Below are 24,948 nucleotides of genomic sequence, written 5' to 3'. Positions count from 1 at the left end.
TCCTACCTTTTTGAGAGAGAGAGGATAGCTGTTCATGTCCTACCTGTTTAGAGATACCGATCGAGCGGCCCGGCGCCTGCAGGTGCTGGCCGAGGTATACAAACCTTCCAGCGAGGCATTTCTACACGCTGCCGTTCATGCACGGCCTCAACTGGCCCTAGACCTGGGCTGCGGTCCCGGCTATACCACCTACCTGCTGGCCGAAACTACAGAGAGCGCGTACACCATCGGACTCGATAGCTCCGCGCACTTCATCGAACTGGCCGCACAGAACGCAACCACACAGATCTCGTTCCTTCAACACAATGTCACGCAGACGCCGTTCCCCACCGGAACGGCCGATCTGCTCTTCTGCCGCATGCTGCTGACCCACCTGCAAGATCCCCAGGCCACCATCGAGCGCTGGCTGACACAGCTCAAGCCCGGCGGCCTGCTGCTGATCGAGGAGGTGGATTGGATCCACACCGATAAACCGATCTTTCGCGACTACCTGGCAATTGTGGCCGCCATGCTCAAACAGCAGCACAACCAGCTCTACATCGGCGAGCAGCTCGACGCCTATCAACCCGCCGCCAGCGGCGTCCAGCGGCTGCTGAGCCGCGTCTACCAGCTCCCGGTCACCAGCGCCCATGCCGCCACCATGTTCTACCTGAACGTAGCCGCCTGGAAAAGCCATCCCTTCATCCAACAACACTATTCCTCAGACCAGATCGAGCGGATGGAAGATGAGCTGGGTTCACTAATCTCCAGCACCGCCAGCAATGAGATCAACTGGGGCATGCGTCAGCTTGCCTACCAAAAAACTTGATTAACTGACCGTTCCCTGATAAGAGAGGGGTGCGGATTTGAGCAAGATGGGAGAAGTTTTGTTCCTTCCCTGGCAGTAGAATAGGTTTGTTGCAAATTGCAAGCAAACCTATTCTCATCGTGGATCATCTCAAGTATCAGGGGAGGAAAAAAACTATGGCTACAGATCGTCAACCGGGTAAACAAAATGATAATCAGCGGGATGTGATGCCTGGAAACGGTCGCGCAGACGCAGCGTTGCCCGCAGTGGTCGACCGCGACAGCTGGCAGGCACAACTGAACGAGCTGCTGGTTCGGGAGAAGGCGCACACCCGCGAAGGGGATGCGATCGCGGCGGCTCGCCGGCGGCTACCGATGGTAGAGGTGGACCCCACCACCACACTCATCGGCCCCCATGGACCGATCACGCTACTGGAGGTCTTCGAGGGTCGCCGGCAATTGATCGCCTACTTCCATATGTGGCACCATGGTCAACCAGCCGCTGATCAGTGTGAGGGATGCACCTTCTTCAACGGGCAGGTACGCGAGCTGTCCTACCTGCACACCCGCGACGTCACCTACGCCACGTTCTGCGAGGGACCATACGAAGCCAGCGTCCGCTACCGCGACTTCATGGGATGGGACGTCCCCTGGTACTCGGCACAAGATTCCGCCGAAGCCCTGCTCGCCGGACGCGAATTCGGCCTGCTGGTGTGCTACCTGCGGCACGGCGATCGCGTGTTCGAGACCTACTGGAGCACCGACCGTGGCTCGGAAGTAATGGCCCCCAGCTACGGGCTACTAGATATGACCGTGTACGGCCGCCAGGAGATCTGGGAGGACTCGCCCTCCGGCTGGCCACAACACTGGAAAAACAACGGCGGACAGTTCCGCACAGATGGACGCCCCAGCGCCCAATGGTCCCGCCTGGCCGCCGGCCGTTCCGACGACCTCGGCCATCCCCACCATCGTTAAAAGACCATCGTAGGCGCCAGGCTTGCCCCAATGCTTTCAATGTAAGATCATGCAAAACGAAAAAAAACCACAGTACGTGCGGGGCTTGCCCCCGCTTGCTTGCTCGCCGCTCGAAAAAGCAGCAAGAATGTTGCGATGTATCGCATCATTTAAGGAAGCGGGGGCAAGCCCCGCACGTACTGCTTCTCTTTCTATTTTTGCATTTCTTTAAGTTGAAGGTATTGTGGCTCGCCCCGGCTTTGCCACAAAGCGGCCTCGTTGATCATGTCCCCAACATGCTCGCCCAAGCTCGCGCGTTCCCCCAACGATACCATCTCCCCTCTCAAAGGTGCCCCGACATGTTATATTGAATGTATTGCCCCTCGTGGGGCTTGCCGCGCAGCGGCTCAGTGTTCGCGACACCGAGGAAAGAAGGAACTCAAACATGCCAGAACAGAGGCAGCCCGGGCCATCACTCGCCGATCCTCGCATCGATGCCGTCGTGCGCAAGGTTATTAGACTATACGAAACAACCTTCCCGGATCGGATCGCGGCCTGCTATGTCGAGGGCAGCTACGCCGACCAGACCTGGCTGCCCACCAGCGATCTCGATCTGCTGATCGTCTTTCGCGGTCGCTTCGCGGATGATGCCGCGCGCCAGGCGGCGAAACAGACCTGGGCCGGCAACGAGGCGGGGACGCACGAGGTCGACATCAGCGTCATCGATGAGCATAGCCTGCGGGAGGAAGGGGTATACCCCAGCGCGAAACTGGGCGGGCGGCTCCTCTATGGAGAGGACGTGCTCAGCCTCTACCCGATCGTCCCCATTGAAGAATGGGCGCGCGAACGCATGAATGCCGCCTACTGGCTAACCATCAACGTCTACCAGCGCCCCATCCCAGTGCGCCTCCCCCTGCCCTTTCCCGATCCAGCGGACGAATTCTATGGCTATACCAATAGAACCGTGACGCTGGCCGATGGCCGCGAGGTCCCCTGCACGCGCAACCTGGTGCGCACCACCGGCTGGGCAGCGACAGCGCTGCTAGCCTTTCAGGCTGGCCAGTATGTGGGACGCAAGCGCGCTGGCCTGCGGCTCTATCGCGAGCACATCGGGGACGAATGGACCCCACTGCTGGCGGAGATCGCTACCTTTTGCCGTGATAGGTGGCAGTATCTCATTCCAGAGGCGCTCGAGGAACGGGCACGCCTGCGTTCGATCTGCCAGCGCGCGCTGGGCTTTGAGCAGCATTTCCTGACGTGCTACAAGCCATGCCTCCTCAACCAGCTCCGCTCCACGAATCCCGCACATGTTCGCTTCGCCAGCTGGGTCCAGCAGCAGGTCCCACTCGATGATCCAGAGGTTATCGCAGCACTCCAGGCTCTGAAATAGCATGAGCCGCACGGTGGGCCGCACCTGTATGTTATGCTTATATCAAAACATCGCAACGCATCGATAGAAAGGAAGCTTATGACACGTCGCGGCTGGCTGCTCTTTATCGCTATCTCTATCTTCTGGGGTATACCCTATTTCTTCATCAAGATCGCCGTGCTGGAGATCGATCCGGCCTTTGTGGTTTTTGCCCGCGTGGGCATCGCATCTCTGGTGCTACTGCCAATCGCCATCCATCGAGGAGTGCTGGGACCGCTGCGCCGGCGCTGGCCCATCCTTTTGCTGCTCACCTGTATGCAGATCGTGGCCCCGTTCCTCTTGATTAGCTATGGTGAGCAGCATATCGCTTCCTCGCTGACCAGCCTGATTATCGCGTCGGAGCCGCTACTGGTGGCGCTGCTGGCGCTGATCTTTGACGCCAGCGAACGCGTGGGCGGCCTGCGCCTGGTGGGACTGCTGATCGGACTGCTGGGTGTGGCTCTGCTGCTGGGCTTTAATGCCACGGGCGATGAGCAGCGGCTACTGGGGATCATCTTTGTGCTGCTGGCCACAACCTGCTACGCGGCCAGCGCCTTGCTGATGAAGCGGCCAGGCATCGCCTCACTCCCAGGCCTGGGAGTCGTCACCTTCGAGTGCGTTGGCGCCACCATCCTGACGCTCCCTCTGGCCGCAACCCACCTGCCCACTCACATGCCCTCACTGGGAGTTCTGGCCAGCCTGCTTATCCTCGGCCTCATCTGCACCGCCCTCGCTTACCTGACGCTCTTCGCCCTCATCTCTGAGGTGGGCGCCAGTCGCGGCACGGTCTTCACCTACGTTAACCCGGTCGTCTCGGTCATCCTCGGCACCGCCCTGCTCTCCGAGCAGATCAACGCCGCTACCATCGCCGGCTTCCTGTTCATCATCCTCGGCGCCTGGCTCTCCACCGGCGGCAACCCGACCCGGCTCACCAAACGCCTGCGCCCCATCCGGAACGGCCCATCACCCTCATAGGTGCGCCCCTTGCGGACAATACTTTCAACTTTAGCACGGGCAACAAGAGAAAAGGCCACAGTACGTGCGGGGCTTGCCCCCGCTTGCTTGTCCCCCAAGAGGAAAGCTTATTCACAGCGACAAGGAACGGTTGCATGCGATGCATCGCATTCTGCTTGCTGCTTTTTCGAGCGGCGAGCAAGCAAGCGGGGGCAAGCCCCGCACGTACTGCATCTCTTTTTCTTTGTACATTCCCTTAAGTTGAAAGTATTGCCCCTTGCGGGCACGTGCCGCGAAGCGGTCCCGTGCCAGGGCGCACACCATCCCCCTGCCAGATCCATCACGCTTCATTGAGCATATTCAGGGATATCTCCCACAATCGTGCGGCGCGATCAGCATCGATTGCATACGCGGCGACTCCTCGGCGAATACCAGGCTGGTGCGGTCCGGCTTCGTTACAGTCTTCAAAGTAGCGGCCGCTTACGCTCGCGACGAGCGGTGAGGCGGCCAGCAAAACGGAGGTTGCCGCGCCTTGCTCGCTATTCTTAATCGATACTCCCCTGCTTGCCGGGCCTGATTGGGCGGGATTGACCGGTGCAGCGTTCGTGTAGCGTCCAAGGTTAGTGCCAGCGATACGACCAGGATTGAGCGCGTTAGCGACGATGCCATCACCGGCCCAACGCCTGGCCGCTTCTACCGCGAACAGGATGTTGGCCGTCTTGGATTGTCCATAGGCAACCCATGCGTCATAGGGGCGATGCTGAAAGTCGATGTCATCAAAATCAACATCGCCGTTGATATGGCCCACCGAACTGACCGACACGATACGAGCATGACCCGTCGCGGCCAGCGCGTCGTGCAAACCAAGCGCCAGCGCGAAGTGGCCGAGATGGTTCGTGGCGAACTGCATCTCGTGTCCCTGCTCACTAAGCTCCCGCTGCGGAATGGCCATGACACCGGCGTTGTTGACGAGGATATCGAGTGAACCCTCCCATCTCCTCACAAACGCTCGTACTGAGCGCAGATCTGACAGGTCGAGTTCCCCAACGCGGATATATTGATTGCCTGTCGTCCTCTTGATATCTTCGGCGGTCCGTTCGCCCGCAGTGGTACTGCGGACGGCGAGCATCACTTCGGCACCGGCTTGCGCCAGGGCGCGAGCCGTCTCTACCCCAATACCGCTCGCACCACCTGTAACAATAGCTCGCTTGCCATGTAAATCTACCCCTTCAATGATCTCCATCGCGGTTGTGGTCGCCCCGAAAGGTGTTGTAATCAATTCAGTCATTTGCTTGCCGCCTTTATCGGTTATCTTAAATCCTTCACGATACTCTCATACTCCTGGGCGATGCGCTCAGCCTCATCAATATCCCCACGGGCCCGGGCATCCCAGTAGGTGACTTTAAACGTAAGGTAGCGCTGACGTATGCGCAGCCGCGCGATCTGCTTCTCCATTTCTTCGGCGTGTGCCCGAAACAGTTCGCGCTTTTCGACCGCGGTCTCGTCGCCCCGCTCACGAAGCACCAGATAGGTGCGCATCTCCTCAATACTCATGCCAACAGCACGCAGGTTCGCCAGCGACTCTATAACCTGTAGCGTGTCAGCGCTATAACGTCGGTGACCACTGCTTGCATCACGCTGGACAGCGGGCACAAGCCCGATCTCCTCGTAGTATCTGAGGGTCGGAATGCTCAATCCACTTCTCTGAGCCACTTCATGAATAGTGTATGTTTCTTGCTGTTGAATAGATGTCATCGTATTCATGTCCTCAGTATAGAAAACCTCAAGCGCTTGAGGTCAAGAGCTTTCAATACTTTCTTCTATAACCATGATAAAAATATGTCAATCAAGTAATATGCCTCCGGTGATCTTGCGCCAGGGCTGTTTAATTTTCCTCCTTGGCGCCTACGGCGCCGGGCTGGGAGTGTGGAGTGTGGAGTGTGTATGGTGGGCGGCTGCGGCCGCCCACCATACACACTCCACACTTGACAGGTAGGAAACATCCTACGTATAATGAGGGCAGGCTTTATCCGTAGGGAATATCCTACGGATCTGGAAGACAGAAGAAGAAGGAGCGGCTGGATGCTTGATTCGATCGACACTGTCTTTGCCGCCCTGGCTAGCCCGACACGGCGCGAGCTGTTGCGGCTGCTCCGTGATGAGGGGGAGCAACCGGTCCAACATCTGGCGGACCATTTCGCTATGCAGCGGCCGAGCATTTCGGAGCATCTGAAAGTGCTGCGCGAGGTCGGCCTGGTCAGCGAGCACAAGCGGGGGCGGCAGCGCTACTATCGGCTGGAGGGGATGCCACTGCACGCGCTCCATCAGTGGTTGGCGCCCTACGAACAGTTCTGGCAGGATCGCCTGACCAACCTGGAAACAGTACTTGCAGAGGAGTTTGAGGACCATCATGACTAGTTCACCTACCATCGCCATCGATCAATTCTTTCCATATCAGCCAGCGCACGTCTGGCGCGCGTTAACCGACCCCGACCTGCTGGCTCGCTGGCTGATGCCCAATGATTTCCAGCTCAAAGTTGGTCATCGCTTCACCTTCAAAGGCACACCCATGCCCCAGGTAAACTTTAGCGGCATCGTCCAATGCGAGGTCCTCAACTTCGAGATCGAGCGCACGCTCAGCTACAGCTGGATGGACCACTCCGGGGAAAACGATCTGCGCTCAACCGTCATTTGGCGTCTGGAGCCAGAGGGGCAGGGGACACACCTGTTCCTTGAGCATAGCGGCTTCGATCCCGCACATCCGCTGCACCAGCTCTCATACAGGATCATGAGCGGCGGCTGGGGACGCCTCGTACGCCAGCTCGGCGAAACACTGGCTGCCGACGGCAACGTACCTACCTCGACCGACAACACATAGATTATGATCCATTGCAGAGATAGACAAGGAGAAATCAGCATGGGAAAGCTTGATGGCAAGGTGGCGATTATAACCGGGGCGGGACGAGGAATAGGGCGTGCCATCGCGGAGGCATACCTGCGAGAAGGAGCCTCGGTGACGATCACGGCGGGACGCGAGCAGACCGAACTCGATCAACTGGCGCAGCAGCATCGGCCCGAACAGGTGCTGCCACTGCTCGCCGATGTAACGAGTCAAGAGGCATGTGAGCAGGTGGTGGACCAGACCATCCAGAAGTTTGGGCACGTCGATATCCTGGTCAATAACGCCGCTCGCGGCATGAAATATGTCAGCCCCTCTTTTATGACCGAGCCCACGCACTTCTGGGAGATAGATCCAGCGGTCTGGCGCATGGTCATAGATACCAATGTCAATGGACTATTCTATATGACCCGCGCGGTGGTTACACGTCTGCTAGAGCAGCGGCGCCAGGGGAGCATCATCAACATCAGCGTGAGCAGCGAAACGATGAAGCGGCGCGGCTTCTCTCCCTACGGACCGTCGAAGGCCGCGCTTGAGTCCGCCTCGGCCATCTGGGCACAGGAGCTGAGCGAGGCACGCATCCGTGTCAACGTCCTGCTGCCGGGTGGCGCGACCAATACCGGCATGGTCCCCGCTGACGTCTCGGCGGATGTACAGACGCGCCTGCTCCAACCAGAGATCATGCAGGCCCCAGCCGTGTTTCTCGCCTCGGACGCCTCCCAGGATCTCACCGGTCGCCGCCTGATCGCCACCGCATGGAGCGCGGACAATCCACAGAGCAGAGCTATTGTGGAAGGAATTGGATAGCCGTTCCAAACCCATCAACGAACCGCGCATTTCTCCTCATGCTTTTGAGGCATGAGGAGAAATGCGCGGTTCGTTGATATGGGGACCCCTTGTCGAAATTTAGCTGTCCTTTTCGGAAAGTGTAATCACAACTTTGCCGTGGACATGCCCCCCGCGCTGAAGCGTTACAGCCTCGCGGGTACGTTCTATTGGAAACGTTGCGGCGATTGGGACAACGAGTTTACCACTACTTATGGCATCGGTAATGCTATCGAGTGCACCAGGACTGGCTTGTGCTCCGCCTGTTGCATGTACCCCAGCTGGAGGATTCGGTCCTGCCGCGATCGTAGAAATGCGAGCCGGCGAAATACCCAGCGCAAGGGCTACATCTATGGTCTCTGTCCCCACGAGCACTGCGGCCGCGTCGACGCCATGTGGGGCAACCTGACGAACCCGCTCTGCCAATCCTGGTCCGTAGGTGACTGGAATAGCCCCTAGTTTACGTAGATAGTCGAATGAATCCTCTGATCCGGTACCGATAACGGTTGCACCAGCCAGCTTTGCGAGCTGTACGGCGAAGGTGCCGACGCCACCTGCGGCACCGCCTATGAGCACGGTCTCACCTGACTTTACACCGATAACGCTCAGTGCCGCGTCAGCGGTCAGTCCAGCAATCGGAAGAGCGCTTGCGATGGCGTCTGAAATGTCGCTGGGGGTATGGTGCAATGGTTCCATTGGTGATGAAGCATTCACGACAATATAGTCAGCGACGGCGCGACCAATCGCTCCGCTAAAGACACGATCTCCAATCTGAAAATCCTTGACATTGGAGCCAACCTCATCAATGGTGCCTGCGAAATCAGTACCGAAGCCTGATGGCAGCGTAATGCCAAACCTTGCAGCCACCTCGGGGATGGAGGATAGCTTCCAATCCATCGGGTTCAAGCCCGTGGCGGCCACTCGTACCCGTACCTCATCTGGACCGGCATGTGGTTCCACGATATCTTGCAGTTCTAAAACCTCGGGGCCGCCAAATGACGTATATATAATCGCTCGACTCATATCACATACTCCTTATGTCTCTTCTTACTCCAGTACATAGAGCATTTTGTTTCCTTGTTGTAAGGTAGGTCATGCACTCAATATTTTTTTCTGTTCCGCTCCACTACAGGTCCCTCCAGGCAAAACGAAACATGATGTCAGTTGCTGACATCACTATACTACAGTATAATTGAAGTGATGTCAATGACTGTCATGAAGGAGATGCTAAACGTATGAGCCGATGGGAACCGGACGCCAGGGGCCGACTGGCGCAGGCCGCTCTGGACCTGTACCAGGAACGGGGATTTGAGCAGACAACGGTCGCGGAGATAGCTGAACGGGCTGGCCTCACCGAGCGGACATTCTTTCGCTACTTCGCCGATAAGCGCGAGGTGATTTTCGGGGGTCAGGCAAGGCTAGAGGAGATCTACACGAATGCTATCGCCAGCGCACCCGCCTCCGCCACGCCGCTCGACGCAGTCATGGTAGCCCTTGAAGCCACCATTCCCGTATTCCAGGGACGTCATAAAATCGTCCGTCAGCGTCAGGCGGTGATCGCCGCCAACCCGGGACTGCAGGAACGCGAACTGCTCAAGGGCACATTACTCACCTCCACCATAGCCGACGCGCTGCGCAGCCGTGGCGTGCCCGACCTTGCAGCGAATATCGCCGCCGAAGTCGGAGCCATCGCTTTCAAAATATCGTTTGACCGCTGGGTCAGCGAACCTGATGAGCAAGATCTGTCGCGCCTTTTCCGCGCGTCCCTTGACCAGCTCAAAGGCATCGTCGCCGGTACATAACCGCCCCAGTGTCAATCCCAGGATTCTACAGCGTTGTTTTCTATTCCGTTGTTCCTGAGAGGTCATTCACCACCTATCCGTGTACTGGAACAGGTCAAAATGAACCTCTCTAACAAAAATGTCAATTTCCTCTTTCGATGACTTCATGTGGAATATGAATGTACATCACGAACGGGAGGAAAGACATGGCACACCCCTACTACCATGCTGTCAGTTCGGCCCGCCGCTTCGGTGGTCGGCCCGATGACTACCTGCAAGTCCACGAGTTTATGGACCATACCAAGTCGCACCTGGCCGATAGCCGCCATCGCCTCTTTCTGCACAATACCTGGGGTATCTTCTTCGCAGAGAAGATTCTCGGCGCCACTATCACACGCGCATCCGATGACAAGATCATGCCGCTGCGTCCCCTTTTGGAGCAGCATGTGACCGAAGATTTCAGCTTCATCCCCACTCTGCACCACTGCTTCGAGGACCTGCCCGCGCGCCCCTTTGCCCACGATACCGATGATAGCATCGCCCACTGCCAGCAATCTCAAGCCGAACTCGGCGGGGCGTGGCGGGATTATCTCCCCATTCATCAGGCCTTCAACTCCACGCGCGACGTACTGGCCGATCAGCGTGCGCAGATCATTCTGCACAACACCTGGGGCATCACCATCCTGCTGCGCCTGCTGGGCGACACGCTCGTACGCCCTTCCGACCAACGGGAGATCTCCATTCGTCCCATTCTGGAAACGCACATCCGCCGCGACCTGGGAACCATCCCGACGCTGAAAGAGTGCGTCAAAGACATCCCCATCCAACCCTGGATGTATCGTTCCGCGCAACCCCTATCGAGAAGCATGGCTCAATAAATATTTCATGAAGGATGCTCTTTTTATGGAAAGACTACTCACCAGTGATGAGATTTACACCCTAGCCCGCGAACACAAAATATTGGACCAATGGAAAAAGGTACACCAGCTCGCCACTACCATCTGCGGCGACCGCGCGCATAAAGTTGTTGCCCAAATAATAGTTCGCAACGCTACCAAAACATTTCCTGGTACCCATTATGTGGCGATCTATGACAAAGAAGATCAACTTATCTGGGGCGACGGTGTCTTTCCCCTTGCCATCTCAACCCAGAAAATTTTGCAAAACCCGGATTACCTGGATGCCAGGTATAGAGGAAACCATAATTTTGCCAGGGACAAAGACGCGTTATTTGCCCGATTTCCGCCCTTCGACGTTCTCTATCAAAAGCAATCCCCCCTCACCTCCTTCTCCGCCGCAGATCTCGCTGAATATGGCACCTATCATGTTGAATGGCTTGACCAACCACCACCTCTCTCTTTTCCCAACGCATACATCAAAGAAGGTGACAGCCATCGACATACACTCAAGCCAGCAGAGGTGATGAAACTAGCAGAAATGCATCGGGATTATCTTAATTGGGGCAAAATTCGCAAAATTGTGCATGCTGCTTATGGGCCTCAAGCCTCTATCGCTACTGTCCAGTCTTACCCAATGTATGATGACGATAGCGGCTACTATTCATTAGCACAATTAAAAGAGGTCCTGGATAGAAGTGGAAACATATTACAGCCAGATCCGACATTACCCGCCTGGCAAAACGGCGATATCTTTAAATCTTCATTTCCATATGAGCCAGGTGAAATCCAGCCACAGACTTTTTATAGCTCTTCATACGATCGGCCAGACATTGACTATCCATCATTTGTTGGTGGCCTGTCGACATCAGATTTACGCTACCACATTAATAATTTTTTTGATTATGCGGGGATATTCACCTCCCACACCTGCAACCTTGATCAGCCGCCTGTAGTTCCACCTGCTGTCTATGCCCATATAGAAGATTAAAACAACCTTGAGGAGGTTTACTTATGGAAAGACTACTCACAACTGAAGAGATCTTCACCCTGGCTCGCGAACATAAAGTTTTGGCACGCTGGAAAAAGATTCAGCGCCTGGCCACAGACATCTGTGGTGATCGCGCCCACAAAGTGATTATCTCCATTGAGATCCGCAATGCTACTGATACCTTCCCTGGGACCCACTTTGTAGCAATCTACGACAAAAAAGACCAGTTCGTCTGGGGCGATGGCGTCTTCCCGAACGCAAACAACGCGAAGGAAATATTTCACCATAGAAATTTCAACATAATACCGTACGATGAAAAGTACGATTTTGCCAGGGACAAAGACGCGTTATTTGCTCAATTTCCGCCTTTCGATGAAATGTACCAAAAGCAATCCCCCCTCACCTCCTTTTGTGCCACAGACCTCGCCGAATATGGCACGGATAGCGTCGATAAACTTGATCAAGCTCCATCTCTCTCCTTCCCAGACGCATACATAAAAGAAGGTGACAGCTATCAACATATATTAAAGCCAGCAGAAGTAATGCATCTGGCGGAAATGCACCATGAGTATCACAATTGGGATAAGGTCCGCAAGATAGTGCGGGATGCCTATGGACCACAGGCATCCCTTGCCATTGTGCAATCCTATCCCATGTACAATGACGATGGCGGCTATTACTCATTACCAGAGTTTCGAGAAATTCAAGATAAACATGGAAACACATTGCAGCCCAATCCTACGTTACCAGCATGGCAAAATGGCGATATTTTAAAGGCGGCGTTCCCATATGATCCAGATGAGTTTATGCTATACACGATAAAGGGGGAGGAGTATAACTGGAATAATGTCGACTTCCCCACATTTGTTGGGAACCTGTCTGAGTGGGAATTGCGTAGCAATGTTGATACCTTGCTTGAACACGCAGGTATATTTACCTCTCATACCTACAATCTCGATCTGCCACCAGCAGTGCCACCCGAGGTCTATATCAGCTCTCATTAACACGCAAAGAAAGGGCGCGGCTCGGCTTTTCCAGAAAAGCCGAGCCGCGCCCTTTCTTTGCGTCTATAACTGGCCGATCAGGCGGGCCAGTTGAGCACGCTCACTGCTTACATCTTGAACGGGGACCTGCAGGACCAGGAGCTCGTCGAGGCCGCTGGAGAGCAGTTCGTTGAAGCGGGCGGCGATGGCCTTGTCCGTACCGGAGATGACCAGGCTGTCAACCAGTTCATCCGACATGCGCCCTTCGGGTCCGACGGGGAAGCCCGCGTCGGCGAACATGTTGGCGTAGAACGGCAACTTGCCGTAGCGCTCGATCTGCTTGCGCGTGGCGGCCAGCACCGCCTGGCGATCATCGCTGGTGGCGACCAGGACGTGGGCCACGACCGGCGGGACGCTGCGTCCATGTTTGGCCGCCGACCGTCGCAGCGCCGGCACGGCCGTCTTGAGCAGATAGGGGATCGGGCAGAGCCAGGGGAGGGCGCCATCGGCGATCTCGCCAGCCAGCTGGAAGGCACCCACGCGTAGGGTTGAGATCAGAATGGGAATCTCGGCCGTGCGTGGCAACGTCGCGTTGACGTGGAAGAAGTTGCCCTGGTGCTCGATCTTGCCGCGCCACAAGCCGGCGCGCACGATCTCGACGTACTCGCGCAGGTGCTCCAGCGGCTTCTCCACAGGGATGCCATACATGCCCTCGATGGTCGGCCGGTGGCTGGGACCAATCCCCAGGCGCAGCCGTCCGGGCGCCAGGTCGTTGATGGCCAGAGCCTGCAGCGCCATCGTCAATGGATGCCGTGGGTAGGTCGGGATAATCGCGGTTCCAAGTCTGATGCTGGTGGTCGGGATGGCCGCGGCGGCCAGCGTCGACAGAGTATCGGGATTCATGGGACTCTGCGTCATCCAGATCTGCCGCACGCCGGCCTTCTCATGATCCACGATCATCTGCACCGCCTGCGCCGCGTTCGCGCCATCAACCACCAATCCAACCCGCTCGCGCGCTGGCTGCACGGCAAAGCGTGATTCTGATGACTGTACTCCACCGTCATTCTGCATAGACATGCTTCATCTCATTTCTATACGTAGAGACGTATCATGGCAATACGCCTCCACGCCACTATGTTGACAAACTATGAGCCATACATCTATCTATCCCCCTATAACACCTCATCCCACCCACTAGCTTCCCAGCCACCATGACCGTGCTCAATATTGGGCGGCAGGCAGACCACGTGCCTTGCGGAACAGCTTGAAGTATTGATCTCCCCGCACGACCACATAGTTGGGACCCAGGTGGTCGGCCACATATTTAATGTCGGTCGGGCTGAGGCTCCAGGAGATGGCCAGGGCCGACAGGAACAGCGGCGAGCGTCTATTCCAGCGACTGGCGCTCAGGCGAATCGCGTTGAGCATCTCCTGCCGACTGGTAGCGGTAACCTGCGTGGAGACGGGCATGTTTCCCGTCGAGATCGTGGTGTAGCTGATGGGATTCCACCAGTTGTAGAGAATGCCGCTGGTGTGGGCATATTGGCTATAGGCTTTGGAGACGTAGGCGGGGATGGCAAGCCGATCGTCGAGGATGAATATGACGTGCAGCCCGGTCTTGCGCATGTAGGTGCTGGACTGGCGCATGAAGCTGTTGAGGTTGCTGAACAGCCAGTTCGAGGGATAGGCGTATCCACCACCGGAGGGGCCTGCGACCAGGTAGTCATTGGCGGAGGCGGTGAGCTGGTAATGATTGAGGATGGTGGGCGCGGCATCATACAACAGCGGATTGATCGACCAGTTCAGGGGTACCTGCCCGCGCTCGGGATCATCCCACAGACGGCGCATGGCGTGCTGAACGTACTGAAAATTATCGCCCTCGCTCATGGTGAAGGTAACGTAGATCTTGTTGCGCAGCGGCGTCGTCGGGGCGATCCTCTGGATCAACGAGGGCGCGCGCACTCCCGAAAAAACAGTCAGGTTGGAGAAGTAGTCGGCGGCGATGGTGTAGACGCCATAGCTAGAGGTCAGGCGCACGCCACGGAACTCTTTGTCATACCAGCCCAGGTAGGGCGTGCCCGGCTTCACATCCGCGAGCACCTGCCGAAACAGACCGACCTGGGTCGGGCTCTGCAGCGAGAACCAGAAGACCATGGCACGATTGGCGACGGCGTAGTCGCGCAGATAGCCATAAGTGGTAACGTGCCCAAGCAGGCGGCTGGGCGTGGTGGGCAGCAGCCCGATTAGCAAACGATGCGAGGCAAGCGGCCAGAGGTTCTTTACCTGCCAGATGTCGGCCTGCAGGTTGCTACTGAACTTGCCGCGCAGATCCGCCAGAATAGGCATGTTATAGGTGGTGCCCGTCAGCCGCTTCAACAACTGGGGACTGACCACGACGCCATCATACAGTCCGGCCATGGTGGTGGCGACGTTGACGGTATCGATGATTTTGGGATCGTAGACGATGACGCCGCGCGCCGTGGCGATGTATTTATAGATCACCTCCCAGGGATCGTCATGCACGATATAAGGAACGCCAAGGCTTTGCAGCCAGGTATCAACGCCTTCGGCCGGCTGGCCCTCCTCAAGATAGATCTGAGGCCGGTTGCGATTGACCAGTCCCTGCAGCGTCGCCAGCAGCAGACACAGATCGCCCGGCTGATCGGTGACGCGCGCCACGTCCAGTTCCTCTGGAGCGGCGAACCGGGGCAGCGCCTGGCCCTGCGGCCAGGAGATCCCATATGTATCGTGGGTCCCGTGGACGGCGCGTGTATGCGCGGAGGCGGCGCGCACCGGAAGATGGAATACAGCGTGATTGACAACGGGGACATGAACTCCAAACAGTTCAACGACGATAATGGCAGAACACAGCAAGAAGCGTGCCAGGTGTTGTATGGGTGTGGTATGTGCTCTTGACATTAAATGCTCTCCTCGTGGCAGCGAACAAACCCTACAACCTTACATCCATCCAACCGGTGTTCCGTCTATGCATGATACGAGTTCCGCCTGCTGCAAAAAATGGAAATAAGCATACGAAAGAGATATCCATGCCGAACATCGTCATACTTCGTAATCTAGCACGACCATCGCGAGCCAGCAGCGGAGAAGCCCCCTAACACCTTTACCCCATCCCCATACTATGTAGATTTCATGACAGTTAAACCGGTATAGCTAGAGTATATATTATTTTAAGCCCGTCAATATATTTTTTAGCCTCACCCACAGCCATAAAACACGACCATATCCATTCTTTGCCTGTGCCCAAAAACTCATAGAAAAATGCACATGCAGCCATCAAAGAGATCATCCCCTCTATGCAACGCTCCACACACCCGAATCGGTTCCCATCCATATCCGCCCGCACCATAGGTGCCGGGCTCACCCCGGCTTACCCCCTCCCCGGGTGCTCACGTCCCCCAAACACATACCCATTGGGGGAAAGAAAACACCTTCGGTGAAACATAAGAGATCGGGCAAGCATGTCGGGACATAATCAACCGGGTCGCCTGACTACAAAGTACATTGCTCAAAGAACAGATCGCGTTTCATCGTGGTAGGCGGCGTCGATAAGATCATGAACTTCGGCCAGCATGTGGCGCAGGTCGGTGAGGATGGCGCCGCGCATGACCAGCATGGAGCCAGTGCTGAGGCGCTGCCCCTCGGCTGGTACTTCACCAGATTGGGCGTCACGCTCAAGCTGTGCTTGCCAGTTCTGCAACCGCCACTGTGCGTCTTCGAGGCGCGCTCTGAGATCATCGAGCTTGAGGGATTCGTCGTTGGACGAGGAGAGGTCTGTAGACAGGTCGGTGAGCAGCACGCCAATATCTCTGAGCAGCGAGGCGTAGTCGAAGGCCCAGGACTGTTGTGGGGCCAGCTCGGACCAGGCGGGCTCGGACGTGGCGAGAATATAGCCGATGCGCCGCATCTGGCGCGTCATGCGGTCGAGGGCCAGCAGCATATCGGGATAGTCTACGAGCAGGCCACGCGCGCGATGGGCCCAGGGATTGAGGCGTGTGCTATCCACGCCCAGGGTGTACGCCTGTTCGGCGGCGCGCACCCATTGCTCTCCTTTGCGCATCGAGGGATAGATATCACGGATCTCGTCAGCGCTCAGACGACCGGCCAGCGCGTCGGCCAGGGTGGGTAGAGCCCCCGCCAGCCGGGCCAGCAGCTCTTCCAGCGCGTCCTGCGTCCTGGATACATAGACCGGTGGCGAGAGCAGCAGGCTCACGATAGTCCCCACCAGTCCACCAACGACAGCCCCCAGCAGACGCAAGAGAGGATAGTTATTCGCGGTCGCGCCCAGGGCCAGCACCAGCGCGGCACTGATGGGAATCTGGGTAGCGAGATATTGTCCACGTTTCTGCAGCAACAGGCCGACAATCTGCGCCAGGAAGATGATCAGGGTAATGGTCCAGAAGGTGAGGCCGAAAAAGTGAGCGACCCCAACCGCCAGGAAGATGCCAAAGAGGACACCAAGGATGCGCTCAATACTCTTGCGCACCGTCTGCCAGCTGGTAACCTGAACCACAATCACAGATGAAACAACCGCCAGCGCGGCCGCCTCTACACCCAGCAGCGCAAAGGCAATCGCCCACGAACCACCAGCCGCCAGCGCGCTCTTGGCCGCGAACAGCAGAAACGGTCCCCGCTCCTGCCACAAACCGCGTACCCTCCCCAAAAAGTCTGCATCAAACCCTGCCCTCCTCTGCTCATCTTGACATGCCACCTCGCCAAAAAGTATAGCATACCCCAAAATCACACCCCTCTCGTAGTTGCTGGGGTGGCCGTCAATTTTTTGCCAAGAGAACAGCACCAGAAAAACGAACCTACTGGGCATTCGGGATTTCTTGTTGCCTTATCTCCTTGCAAAAAATGACGAGCACTCTAGCAGCGCAACGTCGTGCTGGCCGAGGTCTGCATTACGCTGCTTGTGCTGGCCCTGATCTACACCATCCCGGATTTCCTGGGCCTGGTCAAATCCGGCATCATCCTGATCGTCATCGCCGTCTATATATGGCGCTACGACCGGACATTGAATAGGCTAGCATTCTGATTTCTAGCGCACCATAGAAATCCTTTACCATCGCATAGGCAAATGGGCATAGAGAGAGGCGCTATCGCTAGCGTGAGGGGTAATCGACGTGCTATAACATAGCTCATAGGTTACATACATTTGGATACATTTCGCTAGATACCCGAGGACCCCACCATATGATGGTTCATAACTATCTGCGCACCACCGACCTGGCGCAGGCGGGCCAGATCAGCGTCCAGCAGGTGCGCAACTATGAAGCCAGCGGCTTTATCCCGCCCGTCGAGCGCAGCCCGAGCGGCTACCGCCTCTACACAAAAAAACATCTGGTCGCGCTGCAGACGGCGCGTGGCATGGTCAGCGGCTACACCTGGCAGCAGGCGCGGGCGATCATGCAGGCGGTCCACCAGGATAAACTGACGCTGGCGCTGGCCCTGGTCGACGAGTACCATGCGGACCTGGCTTACAAGCGGCTCCAGCTCGATCAGACGCTGGCGGCACTGGGCACGCTGGCCGCGCAATCTCCTTCCCTGGCCAGTATGCGCCATCCACAGCAGTTGCGCGTGGGAGAGGCGGCAAAACAGGTAGGGGTGCGCGTCTCGGCGCTCCACTTCTGGGAGCAGCAGGGGCTGCTGCATCCTATCCGCGATAAGAGCAGCAAGTATCGCCTCTACGATGAGCAGCAGATGCGCCGCCTGCGCGTGGTGGTCCTGCTCAGGGACGCCGGCTACGATTTCACCGCCATCCACACAGCCCTGAACGAGCTGACGGCCGGCCGCACCGAGCGGGCCATCGCGGCCGTGGAAAAGAGGCGCGCCGAGCTGGCAAAGATCAGCTGGGCCCGGCTCGGCGCGATCTCCGCCTTCCACAACTATATCAGTGAGTTCTACGCGGAACAAATACCCCGGTCAACTCCGTAGCCAGGCGGGGTGCGAGAAATGCCACAGGGAGTCTTCAATATCATGACTCCCTCCCTGAAGGCTGCAACAAAAGCCCGATCAAAAGCGTCATCTAAGATGAAAATCTTTTTCCAGCTTACCATCTTAAGGGAGATGTCATGATGAAGGCACGCTGGCCCCTTTTGTCGCTCTCGCTGATCGCGCTCATCTGTACGTTGCTCGCCACAGCCTGCGGCCAATCCCAGGCTCAGCAACCACCCCTACCGCTCGCGCCCCTGCGCAACAGCGCCGATCTGACTAAACTTCAGATCAAGATGCTTGCACCCGGCAATGCAGTCCCAGAAATGCAGTATGTCAGTGACCAGAAGAGGGCACAGCAGATATATAAGGCCGCGCTGGCCTCGCCTCAACCCGTGCCAGATAATCCCTGTCCAGCCATCGCAGGTCCCAGGTATCAGCTGGTATTTTGGGCGGGTACGCGAGCCGCCGAGATCATTACCGCCGACCAGGGAGGGTGTGGAGACATCTTCTTGCGGGGAGGAGATCTGCGCCAGGCCAGCCAGAATTTCTGGTCGTTCCTCGATCAGGCCATCGCTGGCGCGCCTCTCGTCAGGCAGCCCGATCACGTAGAAATCGTACGCTATCAGGGAGATGCGCGGATGCCACTCTACGCGAAGATCACCTCAAAGGCTCAGGCTCAGGCGCTCTTCACAACTATCTCCACCTTCCTCGCCTCCTCACAATCCACAACCGGGCTCTGTGATGATCAGGCAGCCAGCTACGATGACCTTTTCTTCTACGAGGGCGAGGCCCTCTACCACGTCCAGGTTTTTAGCGGTGCCTGCTCACAGGTGCGCATGTTCGGAAGGCCACCCTCTCCATTCCTACGTCCAACCGCGCAATTCGTGCAACAACTAAATCAAGGGCTCACAAGCGTGAAGTTCGCACCCGCCAATCCCGATAAACTGGAGATCGAGCATGCCCCCACCGCCATACGATCGGGTTCAGGGCCAGCTTTCACGACTACCAGAGATCAGGGCGTGATCCAGAAACTCTATCATAATGCAGCTAACCTGCCTCCCTGGCCTGCTAACAAAGATGCCAGTTGCAATACACAAGGGACGGCGAACAGCTACGATATAGTAACATTCTCCCAGGGGGGTGCCTGGCTGACGTCCGCCACCGCATTCTCAGGCTGTGCCACCGTCTCATTCGGCCGCGCTGGCATCGGCGGCGGATATATGCGCCAGGTTACGCAGGAGTTCTGGGACCTGGTTCACAGCACCCGAAGCAGTTGACTATGACATCTCGGAATCATTCATTCTCGATGGGTGGGACGGACAGTTCCTCGCGCTGGTTTACAAAGTGGCCAGACGATGACTGACTCGTTCGCGATTGGAACCATCGATCGAGATATGCCCTGAAGCCATCCAGATCCTGCGCCCGGCCGCGATAGGCGATATGCCCATCCGGCCGGACCAGGACCAGCATGGACTCATTCACTCCATACAGCTGATGCAGGCTGCGGTTGGCGGCCGATACGCAATGCAGATGGATCGGCATCTCGTACGCGGCCAGCAGGTTCTCTAACCGCTCCCCCATCTCACCTGGGACATCCACTGACTTGCTGCCGGCAAAGAGGAAGAGATGATGATCCATGTTTTTGAACAGGTCAAAGATGCTCCTGCCGGCCTCGGACCCATCCTCGAAGAAACCATAGGGCGCGCGATCACCGGCCTTCGGCCCGTGCTTGCTTGACGACGACTGCGCGACCGCCGGGCTATCCTGATAGCTGGTCCACAACTGCGAGATAAGCCAGAAGACGCGCCGCTTGAACAGCGGCGTCCATGAAACAGAGCGGAAGACGGGCGGCAGCACGTGCAGCTTGATCGTCCGCAAGATCGGGTTGGTCGAGGTCATCAGCTGAAAAGCCCAGTCGGAGCCGCGCAGGATGGCGCGGGCGAAGGGGATGCGCTCGGCATCGTAGGAGTCGAGCAGCTCTTCATGGGCCTGTCCCTTGACGACGAGGGCCAGCTTCCAGGCCAGGTTATAGGCGTCGCCGATCCCGGTGTTCATCCCCTGGCCGCCGGCGGGGCTGTGGATGTGGGCGGCATCGCCAACCAGGAAGACGCGCCCGACGCGGAAGTGCTCGGTCATGCGCTGGTGCGTACGATAGACCGAGATCCAGTTGGCCTTCAGGATGTTGACATGCAAGTGGGTTCGGGTATCCAGCACGCGCCGCACATCATCAACGGTCAGGCTCTCGCGATCGGCCAGGTCCGGTGGCAGGGTACCGAACAGACGGAAGCGACCCGTGCCGTGCATCGGCACGAAGAAAAAGAAGCCGCTGTGCTCCAGATCCATCCCACCCTGGTGTGGCCCCGGATCCCATTCCATCTCCAGATCCGCTATAAACAGGGTCATCACATACGTCCGACCCGCGAAGCCCAATGACAGAGCATGCCTGACGGGGCTATGCGCGCCGTCAGCGCCAATGATCCAGCGCGCCTCAATGGTCTCCTCGTTGCCGTCACCCGCGCGCACGCGTGCACGCGCACCATCCGAGGACTGCTCCAGACCCAGCAGCTCCGTATTCCACTCGACGCACCCACCAACCTCGGCCAGACTCTGGATCAGCAGATGCTCCATCTGGTCCTGCCCATAGATCAGGCCGAAGGGATAGGGAGTGCTCCTCACACCTTCATCGCTGACAAACGACAGCCTGCCGAAACGCTTGCCCTGGCTAAGGGCGTAAGCATTCGTCAGCGGCGCACCAGCCGCCACAGCATGCTCGGCCAGGTCCAACCGGTCCAGCAGTTCCAGCGTCCGCGCGTGTACCACCACCGCGCGCGTCTCCCTGGTAGGACCATCCTTCTTATCCACGATCCTGACCCGCACGCCGCCACGCTGCAACAGGTTGGCCATCGTCAACCCCGTGGGTCCCGCGCCCACCACGAGTACATCAGTCGTCGTCTCCGCCATGGTTCGTTCCTTTCAGGCTCAGCCTCTTTGTTCATGCTCCATAATCGCTCGCATAAATAGGTTCATGATCTCCTCAAGCGTCTCCGTAGAAGGAAGCTGCGGCTGACTGGCTGGACGCAGCAGGCCATCAAACAGGGCGTAGCTGAGCAGCGAACCCATGAACAGCCGCGTCATGATCGCCGTATCGCCCTGCCGGATCGCCACCCCATTGGCACGCGCCCGCTCCAGCATGCGGGCAACCTCCACCGCGGCCCGCTCGGGCACGGTCATGCGCAGGGTCTCGGTCAGCTGGGGAAAGCGATGGGAATCGGCGATAATCGCGCGCATCAGCGCCTGGTCCTCGGGCCGCATCAGTGTCCCCAGTACCTTCTGCGCCAGCGCCAGCAGCGCCTCGCGCAGCTCCTCCGAGCTGCGCGGCTGCAGACCCCGCATAAAGTCCAGCACCCGCGTCTGCGGATTCTCGATCGTCAGCCTACGCACCACGTCCACAAACAGTTCCTCCTTCCCCGGATAGTAGGCGTACAGCGTACGCTTGGAGACGCCCGCCTCCTTCGCCAGCGCATCCGTGCTCGCCGCCGCGAATCCCTCGCGCAGAAAGACACGCCGCGCCCCCTCCAGAATCTGCTCCCGCTTGGCCCGCGCCCGCTCACCCTCCTCCACCATCATATCCATATTCCATCTCCAAGAAGTAAACTAAACCGTACCGTTTCTATATCAGAATATACCATCACCCAACCCATCCCGTCAAGAGATTTTTCTATGCGAATGCCATCTATCCTGTTGCAAAAACGAAGAAAGATCGTGCAAAACGAGAAAAGACCACAGTACGTGCGGGGCTTGCCCCCGCTTGCCGCGCAACGGCCCGTGCCCGAGCGCCCATGCTCCATCCCAGCAAATATATCCAAAAAACGTGCGCCCATGCATGGCATAGCATGCATGGGCGCACGTTTTTTGGATATATTCCTACCAGGAATCAACACCCAACAGCTTACGGCCCAGCGGGGTCATTGCGCGCAGTTGCGCTTGATTATATTGATCAGGCGCGGCCGGTTTGGCCGGATAATGCGGATGATCCTCGCGGATGAAGCGGGTAAATTGCGCGATGCGCGGCTGGGGCCGGCGGTTGTGCGATGCCGCGTGTGGCATCAGATGATGGAGCAGGGCGAAATCGCCCGCCTCTCCGGTCACTTCGACCGTTTCCGGAAAATCGGTAATATTTTTCCAGTTCTCATACAGTTGACGCCCTCCTGCCTGTCCCCGCGCTTTCTCCTCAACGAGTCGATGCCCACGTGGAACAACATGGATGCCACCGCCCTGCGGCTCAACATCATTAAAATAGTAGCATCCCCCAATTTGCAGCTCCTGCTGTGTAAACAGGAAGTTGTCCACAGTATTGGGTACCGAAGCATCGAGATGAATGCGCTGGCTCAGGATATTCTTTTCACCCGCATTACGCAACGTAATGCCGATCGACCCATCCATCGAGCGCAGGCGCGTCGAGCCCAGCAATTGAACCACCACCCGATACAGTTTCTCATTGATCATCAGCGGCAACAGTTCCGGCGTATCAATGGTCTGGCTGCCATCTTCATTCATCGGCTTGAGCCTGCCATTGTGGGTGCCCCAATGAGCCGGGAGCGTCAGATCACGTGGGACCAGATTTAAAATCTGGCCGTGATAATACGCGGCCTCATCCCGTGAAAGCACACCTTTCACGAGAACATAGCCAAGCTCATGAAATTGAGCCACCTCATCATTGCTCAGGATCGGTTCAACGCTGCTTACTGTGGTCATAGCCAAAGTATCCTTTCCTTTGCTGTGTCACACGCAAAAAACATAGCTACGGATGAATAATACGCTCTAGCATCTAGCTCATCCTTGAGAATAGTTAGCCTCTTGCAAACCAAAAACTCCTACTAATCACTTTACATCTTTTTATTATAGCATTACTATTTTCTTGTCTAATGAGAAAAGCATCAATGCTATTTAAAATCCACCGATGCGAACACCCCATTATTCAGGAGGTAGCGCGACAGCAGGGATGGGGGCATTTGCCCCCATCCCTGCTGTCGCGCTACCTCCTGAATAATAACCAATTGAGCGCCGAAGGCGCGTAGTGTGTGGTGAGATAAGTATGACACATGGAAAGTGGAGCGCTGCTTAGCTTCCCCACGTATTCACTTTGACGGGATGCAGCAGCACGACAACGCGCGTCTCACCCGGACGATCATTGGTGCTGAGATCGGCACCGCCATATTTGGCACCAAGCTTCTTTGCAAACGCATAATCCGTGTCCGGCTGAATCTCTGCGCGCGCCCGCACCTCCAGCGTCCGATACGGATTTTTCGTATCAAGCATGAACAGCGTACACTCTGGATGCTCCTGCAGATTCTTCACCTTCTGGCGCGAGGTATTGAGAGACAGCTTGAGCATGCCATCCTGCTCATCGAATAAAAACCAGATCGCCGTCACCTGCGGATAGCCATCGCGCCCATTTGTAGCCAGCATAGCCACATCCGCCTTCAGCAGATCCTCATGCGACTCAGGAAATTTCGTCATCGTATATACTCCTGCTTACTTATAAACTATAAGCAACTTACAAACCACAAGAAACGCCACCTTCAATATAATACGCAAACCCACCCCTTGTCCAATAAACCGGAAAATACTGCGCCGAATTCATGCCCCTCTCCTAAACACGAAAACCAACCAAAAATACGAAACGCCTCCGACGTTCTCACCTGCGGAGGCACGTTGCCCCTTCTTCTTGCGTCCCCTTTTTGTGAAATTTTGAATGATATCCTGGTCAGGACAAAAGATTGCTTCATGGCTGAAAATCAGGTAAACTCCCATCAATACCCTATCTGCTCAAAGGGGTTTCTCATGCCAAATCGCGGCGGAAGGATTCTTCCACATCTAAAAACAAGGCAATACAAAATTACTATATATGCATTTAATGGATAAATTGAGGTTCACCAGATGCGCCTGATACATCCATGGGCAATAGTGGGTGAAGCAAATTTGCCAGCCATTTCTAAAGACGATGAAGATCTCTTCGTAGCTTCTTTTACTCAAGTTGTGGATAGAAAACATCTACAATACCTGATGGAAAAGATCGTAAGGCGACAACCTAAACGGTTCTTTACAATCGCCTGTACACTGTTCACAGATTTTGATCGGCTCATGGATATTATTGTCGAGATCATCAACGACCGGGGCTACCTGCTGGATATCAGATTTGCCTCGGGACCCGATGCACCCTTCATCTCTATTCTGCCTCGAGAAAATACAGAGGCGACAAGAGAGAAACCTGCGAATCAAATATGCATAGGTGAAGTCAAAGCGTTTGTGGGAATAGGCATGGGAGGAATGGCTCCAACCATTGTAATAGTTCGACTACAAAAGCAGATTAAAGATCAAACGTCTATCACTATCACAGGAATCTCTGGAAGCACTCCCTTCAAACAATTTTTCAAAGGAAGACAGGTTGCATACCTGGTCGCGCAATGGATAGAGGAATACTTGCAACAAGATATCGCTGAAAACGCGTAAGGA

General features: G+C 56.6%; 25 protein-coding genes. 15 read left to right on the top strand and 10 right to left on the bottom strand.

The features are described 5' to 3' along the window. Positions 1-34: 34 nt before the first annotated feature. The 4 genes from AABA21_RS37655 (at position 35) to AABA21_RS37640 (ending at position 4,123) form a co-directional block, all read left to right on the top strand. A complete protein-coding gene (locus AABA21_RS37655) occupies positions 35-808 on the top strand; it encodes a class I SAM-dependent methyltransferase (RefSeq protein ID WP_338258130.1) in 774 nt (257 codons plus the stop codon). A gap of 206 nt (positions 809-1,014) precedes the next feature. After that, a complete protein-coding gene (locus AABA21_RS37650) occupies positions 1,015-1,761 on the top strand; it encodes a DUF899 family protein (RefSeq protein ID WP_420917251.1) in 747 nt (248 codons plus the stop codon). A gap of 424 nt (positions 1,762-2,185) precedes the next feature. Continuing rightward, entirely contained in the window at positions 2,186-3,130 is a 945-nt protein-coding gene (locus AABA21_RS37645) for a nucleotidyltransferase domain-containing protein (protein WP_338258127.1), read from the top strand. Between the two features lie 78 nt (positions 3,131-3,208). After that, the gene (locus tag AABA21_RS37640; RefSeq protein WP_338258126.1) at positions 3,209-4,123 is read left to right on the top strand and encodes a DMT family transporter; all 915 of its coding nucleotides are present in this window, start codon (positions 3,209-3,211) and stop codon (positions 4,121-4,123) included. A gap of 319 nt (positions 4,124-4,442) precedes the next feature. On the opposite strand, the gene AABA21_RS37635 is transcribed toward AABA21_RS37640, so the two are convergent. Beyond that, positions 4,443-5,390, bottom strand: coding sequence for an SDR family NAD(P)-dependent oxidoreductase (locus AABA21_RS37635; RefSeq protein WP_338258125.1), 948 nt, complete (start codon positions 5,388-5,390; stop codon positions 4,443-4,445). Positions 5,391-5,410: 20 nt separating this feature from the next. Further along, entirely contained in the window at positions 5,411-5,857 is a 447-nt protein-coding gene (locus tag AABA21_RS37630; RefSeq protein WP_338258124.1) for a MerR family transcriptional regulator, read from the bottom strand. A gap of 327 nt (positions 5,858-6,184) precedes the next feature. Here AABA21_RS37630 and AABA21_RS37625 point away from each other — a divergent pair, with 327 nt between their 5' ends. Genes AABA21_RS37625 through AABA21_RS37615 form a run of 3 tightly spaced genes read left to right on the top strand, consistent with a single transcriptional unit; the run spans position 6,185 to position 7,808 of the window. Beyond that, the gene (locus AABA21_RS37625; protein WP_338258123.1) at positions 6,185-6,520 is read left to right on the top strand and encodes an ArsR/SmtB family transcription factor; all 336 of its coding nucleotides are present in this window, start codon (positions 6,185-6,187) and stop codon (positions 6,518-6,520) included. Next, positions 6,513-6,980, top strand: a complete 468-nt coding sequence (locus AABA21_RS37620) for an SRPBCC family protein (protein WP_338258121.1) — start codon at positions 6,513-6,515, stop codon at positions 6,978-6,980. The genes AABA21_RS37625 and AABA21_RS37620 overlap by 8 nt, the downstream gene beginning before the upstream one ends. Positions 6,981-7,019: 39 nt before the next feature. Then, positions 7,020-7,808, top strand: coding sequence for an SDR family NAD(P)-dependent oxidoreductase (locus tag AABA21_RS37615; protein ID WP_338258119.1), 789 nt, complete (start codon positions 7,020-7,022; stop codon positions 7,806-7,808). Between the two features lie 99 nt (positions 7,809-7,907). Here the strand turns inward: AABA21_RS37615 and AABA21_RS37610 are convergent, their stop codons facing one another. Further along, positions 7,908-8,849: an NADP-dependent oxidoreductase gene (locus tag AABA21_RS37610; RefSeq protein ID WP_338258118.1), complete on the bottom strand. Its 942-nt coding sequence runs from the start codon at positions 8,847-8,849 to the stop codon at positions 7,908-7,910. 212 nt (positions 8,850-9,061) lie between these two features. Between AABA21_RS37610 and AABA21_RS37605 the strand changes: the two genes are divergently transcribed. The 4 genes from AABA21_RS37605 to AABA21_RS37590 all read left to right on the top strand — a co-directional run bounded on the left by AABA21_RS37605 (position 9,062) and on the right by AABA21_RS37590 (position 12,498). Then, positions 9,062-9,628, top strand: a complete 567-nt coding sequence (locus AABA21_RS37605; protein ID WP_338258116.1) for a TetR family transcriptional regulator — start codon at positions 9,062-9,064, stop codon at positions 9,626-9,628. A gap of 185 nt (positions 9,629-9,813) precedes the next feature. Beyond that, positions 9,814-10,485: a DUF6915 family protein gene (locus tag AABA21_RS37600; protein ID WP_338258115.1), complete on the top strand. Its 672-nt coding sequence runs from the start codon at positions 9,814-9,816 to the stop codon at positions 10,483-10,485. Between the two features lie 25 nt (positions 10,486-10,510). Beyond that, positions 10,511-11,494: a hypothetical protein gene (locus tag AABA21_RS37595; RefSeq protein WP_338258114.1), complete on the top strand. Its 984-nt coding sequence runs from the start codon at positions 10,511-10,513 to the stop codon at positions 11,492-11,494. 23 nt (positions 11,495-11,517) lie between these two features. Beyond that, positions 11,518-12,498, top strand: a complete 981-nt coding sequence (locus tag AABA21_RS37590; protein ID WP_338258113.1) for a hypothetical protein — start codon at positions 11,518-11,520, stop codon at positions 12,496-12,498. 63 nt (positions 12,499-12,561) lie between these two features. Here AABA21_RS37590 and AABA21_RS37585 read toward each other — a convergent pair whose 3' ends face one another. The 3 genes from AABA21_RS37585 to AABA21_RS37575 all read right to left on the bottom strand — a co-directional run bounded on the left by AABA21_RS37585 (position 12,562) and on the right by AABA21_RS37575 (position 17,140). Further along, positions 12,562-13,554: an LLM class flavin-dependent oxidoreductase gene (locus AABA21_RS37585; RefSeq protein ID WP_338258112.1), complete on the bottom strand. Its 993-nt coding sequence runs from the start codon at positions 13,552-13,554 to the stop codon at positions 12,562-12,564. A gap of 144 nt (positions 13,555-13,698) precedes the next feature. After that, positions 13,699-15,396, bottom strand: a complete 1,698-nt coding sequence (locus tag AABA21_RS37580) for a GxGYxYP domain-containing protein (protein WP_338258111.1) — start codon at positions 15,394-15,396, stop codon at positions 13,699-13,701. A gap of 607 nt (positions 15,397-16,003) precedes the next feature. Beyond that, complete coding sequence (locus AABA21_RS37575) at positions 16,004-17,140, bottom strand: FUSC family protein (protein ID WP_338258109.1); 1,137 nt, start codon at positions 17,138-17,140, stop codon at positions 16,004-16,006. A 240-nt stretch (positions 17,141-17,380) separates the two neighbouring features. On the opposite strand from AABA21_RS37575, the gene AABA21_RS37570 reads away from it, so the two are divergent. From AABA21_RS37570 to AABA21_RS37560, 3 genes are all read left to right on the top strand, one after another. Beyond that, complete coding sequence (locus AABA21_RS37570; RefSeq protein ID WP_338258107.1) at positions 17,381-17,533, top strand: hypothetical protein; 153 nt, start codon at positions 17,381-17,383, stop codon at positions 17,531-17,533. A 158-nt stretch (positions 17,534-17,691) separates the two neighbouring features. Next, positions 17,692-18,432: a MerR family transcriptional regulator gene (locus tag AABA21_RS37565; protein WP_338258105.1), complete on the top strand. Its 741-nt coding sequence runs from the start codon at positions 17,692-17,694 to the stop codon at positions 18,430-18,432. 137 nt (positions 18,433-18,569) lie between these two features. After that, entirely contained in the window at positions 18,570-19,709 is a 1,140-nt protein-coding gene (locus tag AABA21_RS37560) for a hypothetical protein (protein ID WP_338258103.1), read from the top strand. A 16-nt stretch (positions 19,710-19,725) separates the two neighbouring features. On the opposite strand, the gene AABA21_RS37555 is transcribed toward AABA21_RS37560, so the two are convergent. The 4 genes from AABA21_RS37555 to AABA21_RS37540 form a co-directional block, all read right to left on the bottom strand. Next, on the bottom strand, positions 19,726-21,393 hold the full coding sequence (locus AABA21_RS37555) for an FAD-dependent monooxygenase (RefSeq protein WP_338258102.1): 1,668 nt from the start codon (positions 21,391-21,393) through the stop codon (positions 19,726-19,728). Positions 21,394-21,411: 18 nt separating this feature from the next. Then, on the bottom strand, positions 21,412-22,059 hold the full coding sequence (locus AABA21_RS37550) for a TetR/AcrR family transcriptional regulator (RefSeq protein WP_338258100.1): 648 nt from the start codon (positions 22,057-22,059) through the stop codon (positions 21,412-21,414). A 297-nt stretch (positions 22,060-22,356) separates the two neighbouring features. Next, positions 22,357-23,187 (bottom strand): phytanoyl-CoA dioxygenase family protein, encoded by an 831-nt coding sequence (locus AABA21_RS37545; RefSeq protein WP_338258098.1) that lies wholly within the window; start codon positions 23,185-23,187, stop codon positions 22,357-22,359. Positions 23,188-23,553: 366 nt separating this feature from the next. Then, positions 23,554-23,952: a PPOX class F420-dependent oxidoreductase gene (locus AABA21_RS37540; protein ID WP_338258097.1), complete on the bottom strand. Its 399-nt coding sequence runs from the start codon at positions 23,950-23,952 to the stop codon at positions 23,554-23,556. 420 nt (positions 23,953-24,372) lie between these two features. Between AABA21_RS37540 and AABA21_RS37535 the strand changes: the two genes are divergently transcribed. Next, complete coding sequence (locus AABA21_RS37535) at positions 24,373-24,945, top strand: hypothetical protein (RefSeq protein WP_338258095.1); 573 nt, start codon at positions 24,373-24,375, stop codon at positions 24,943-24,945. Positions 24,946-24,948 lie beyond the last annotated feature (3 nt).

Source organism: Dictyobacter halimunensis (genome assembly GCF_036245075.1).
Note: the sequence above shows the minus strand (reverse complement) of the source record. Positions and strands in the feature narration are given on the sequence as shown.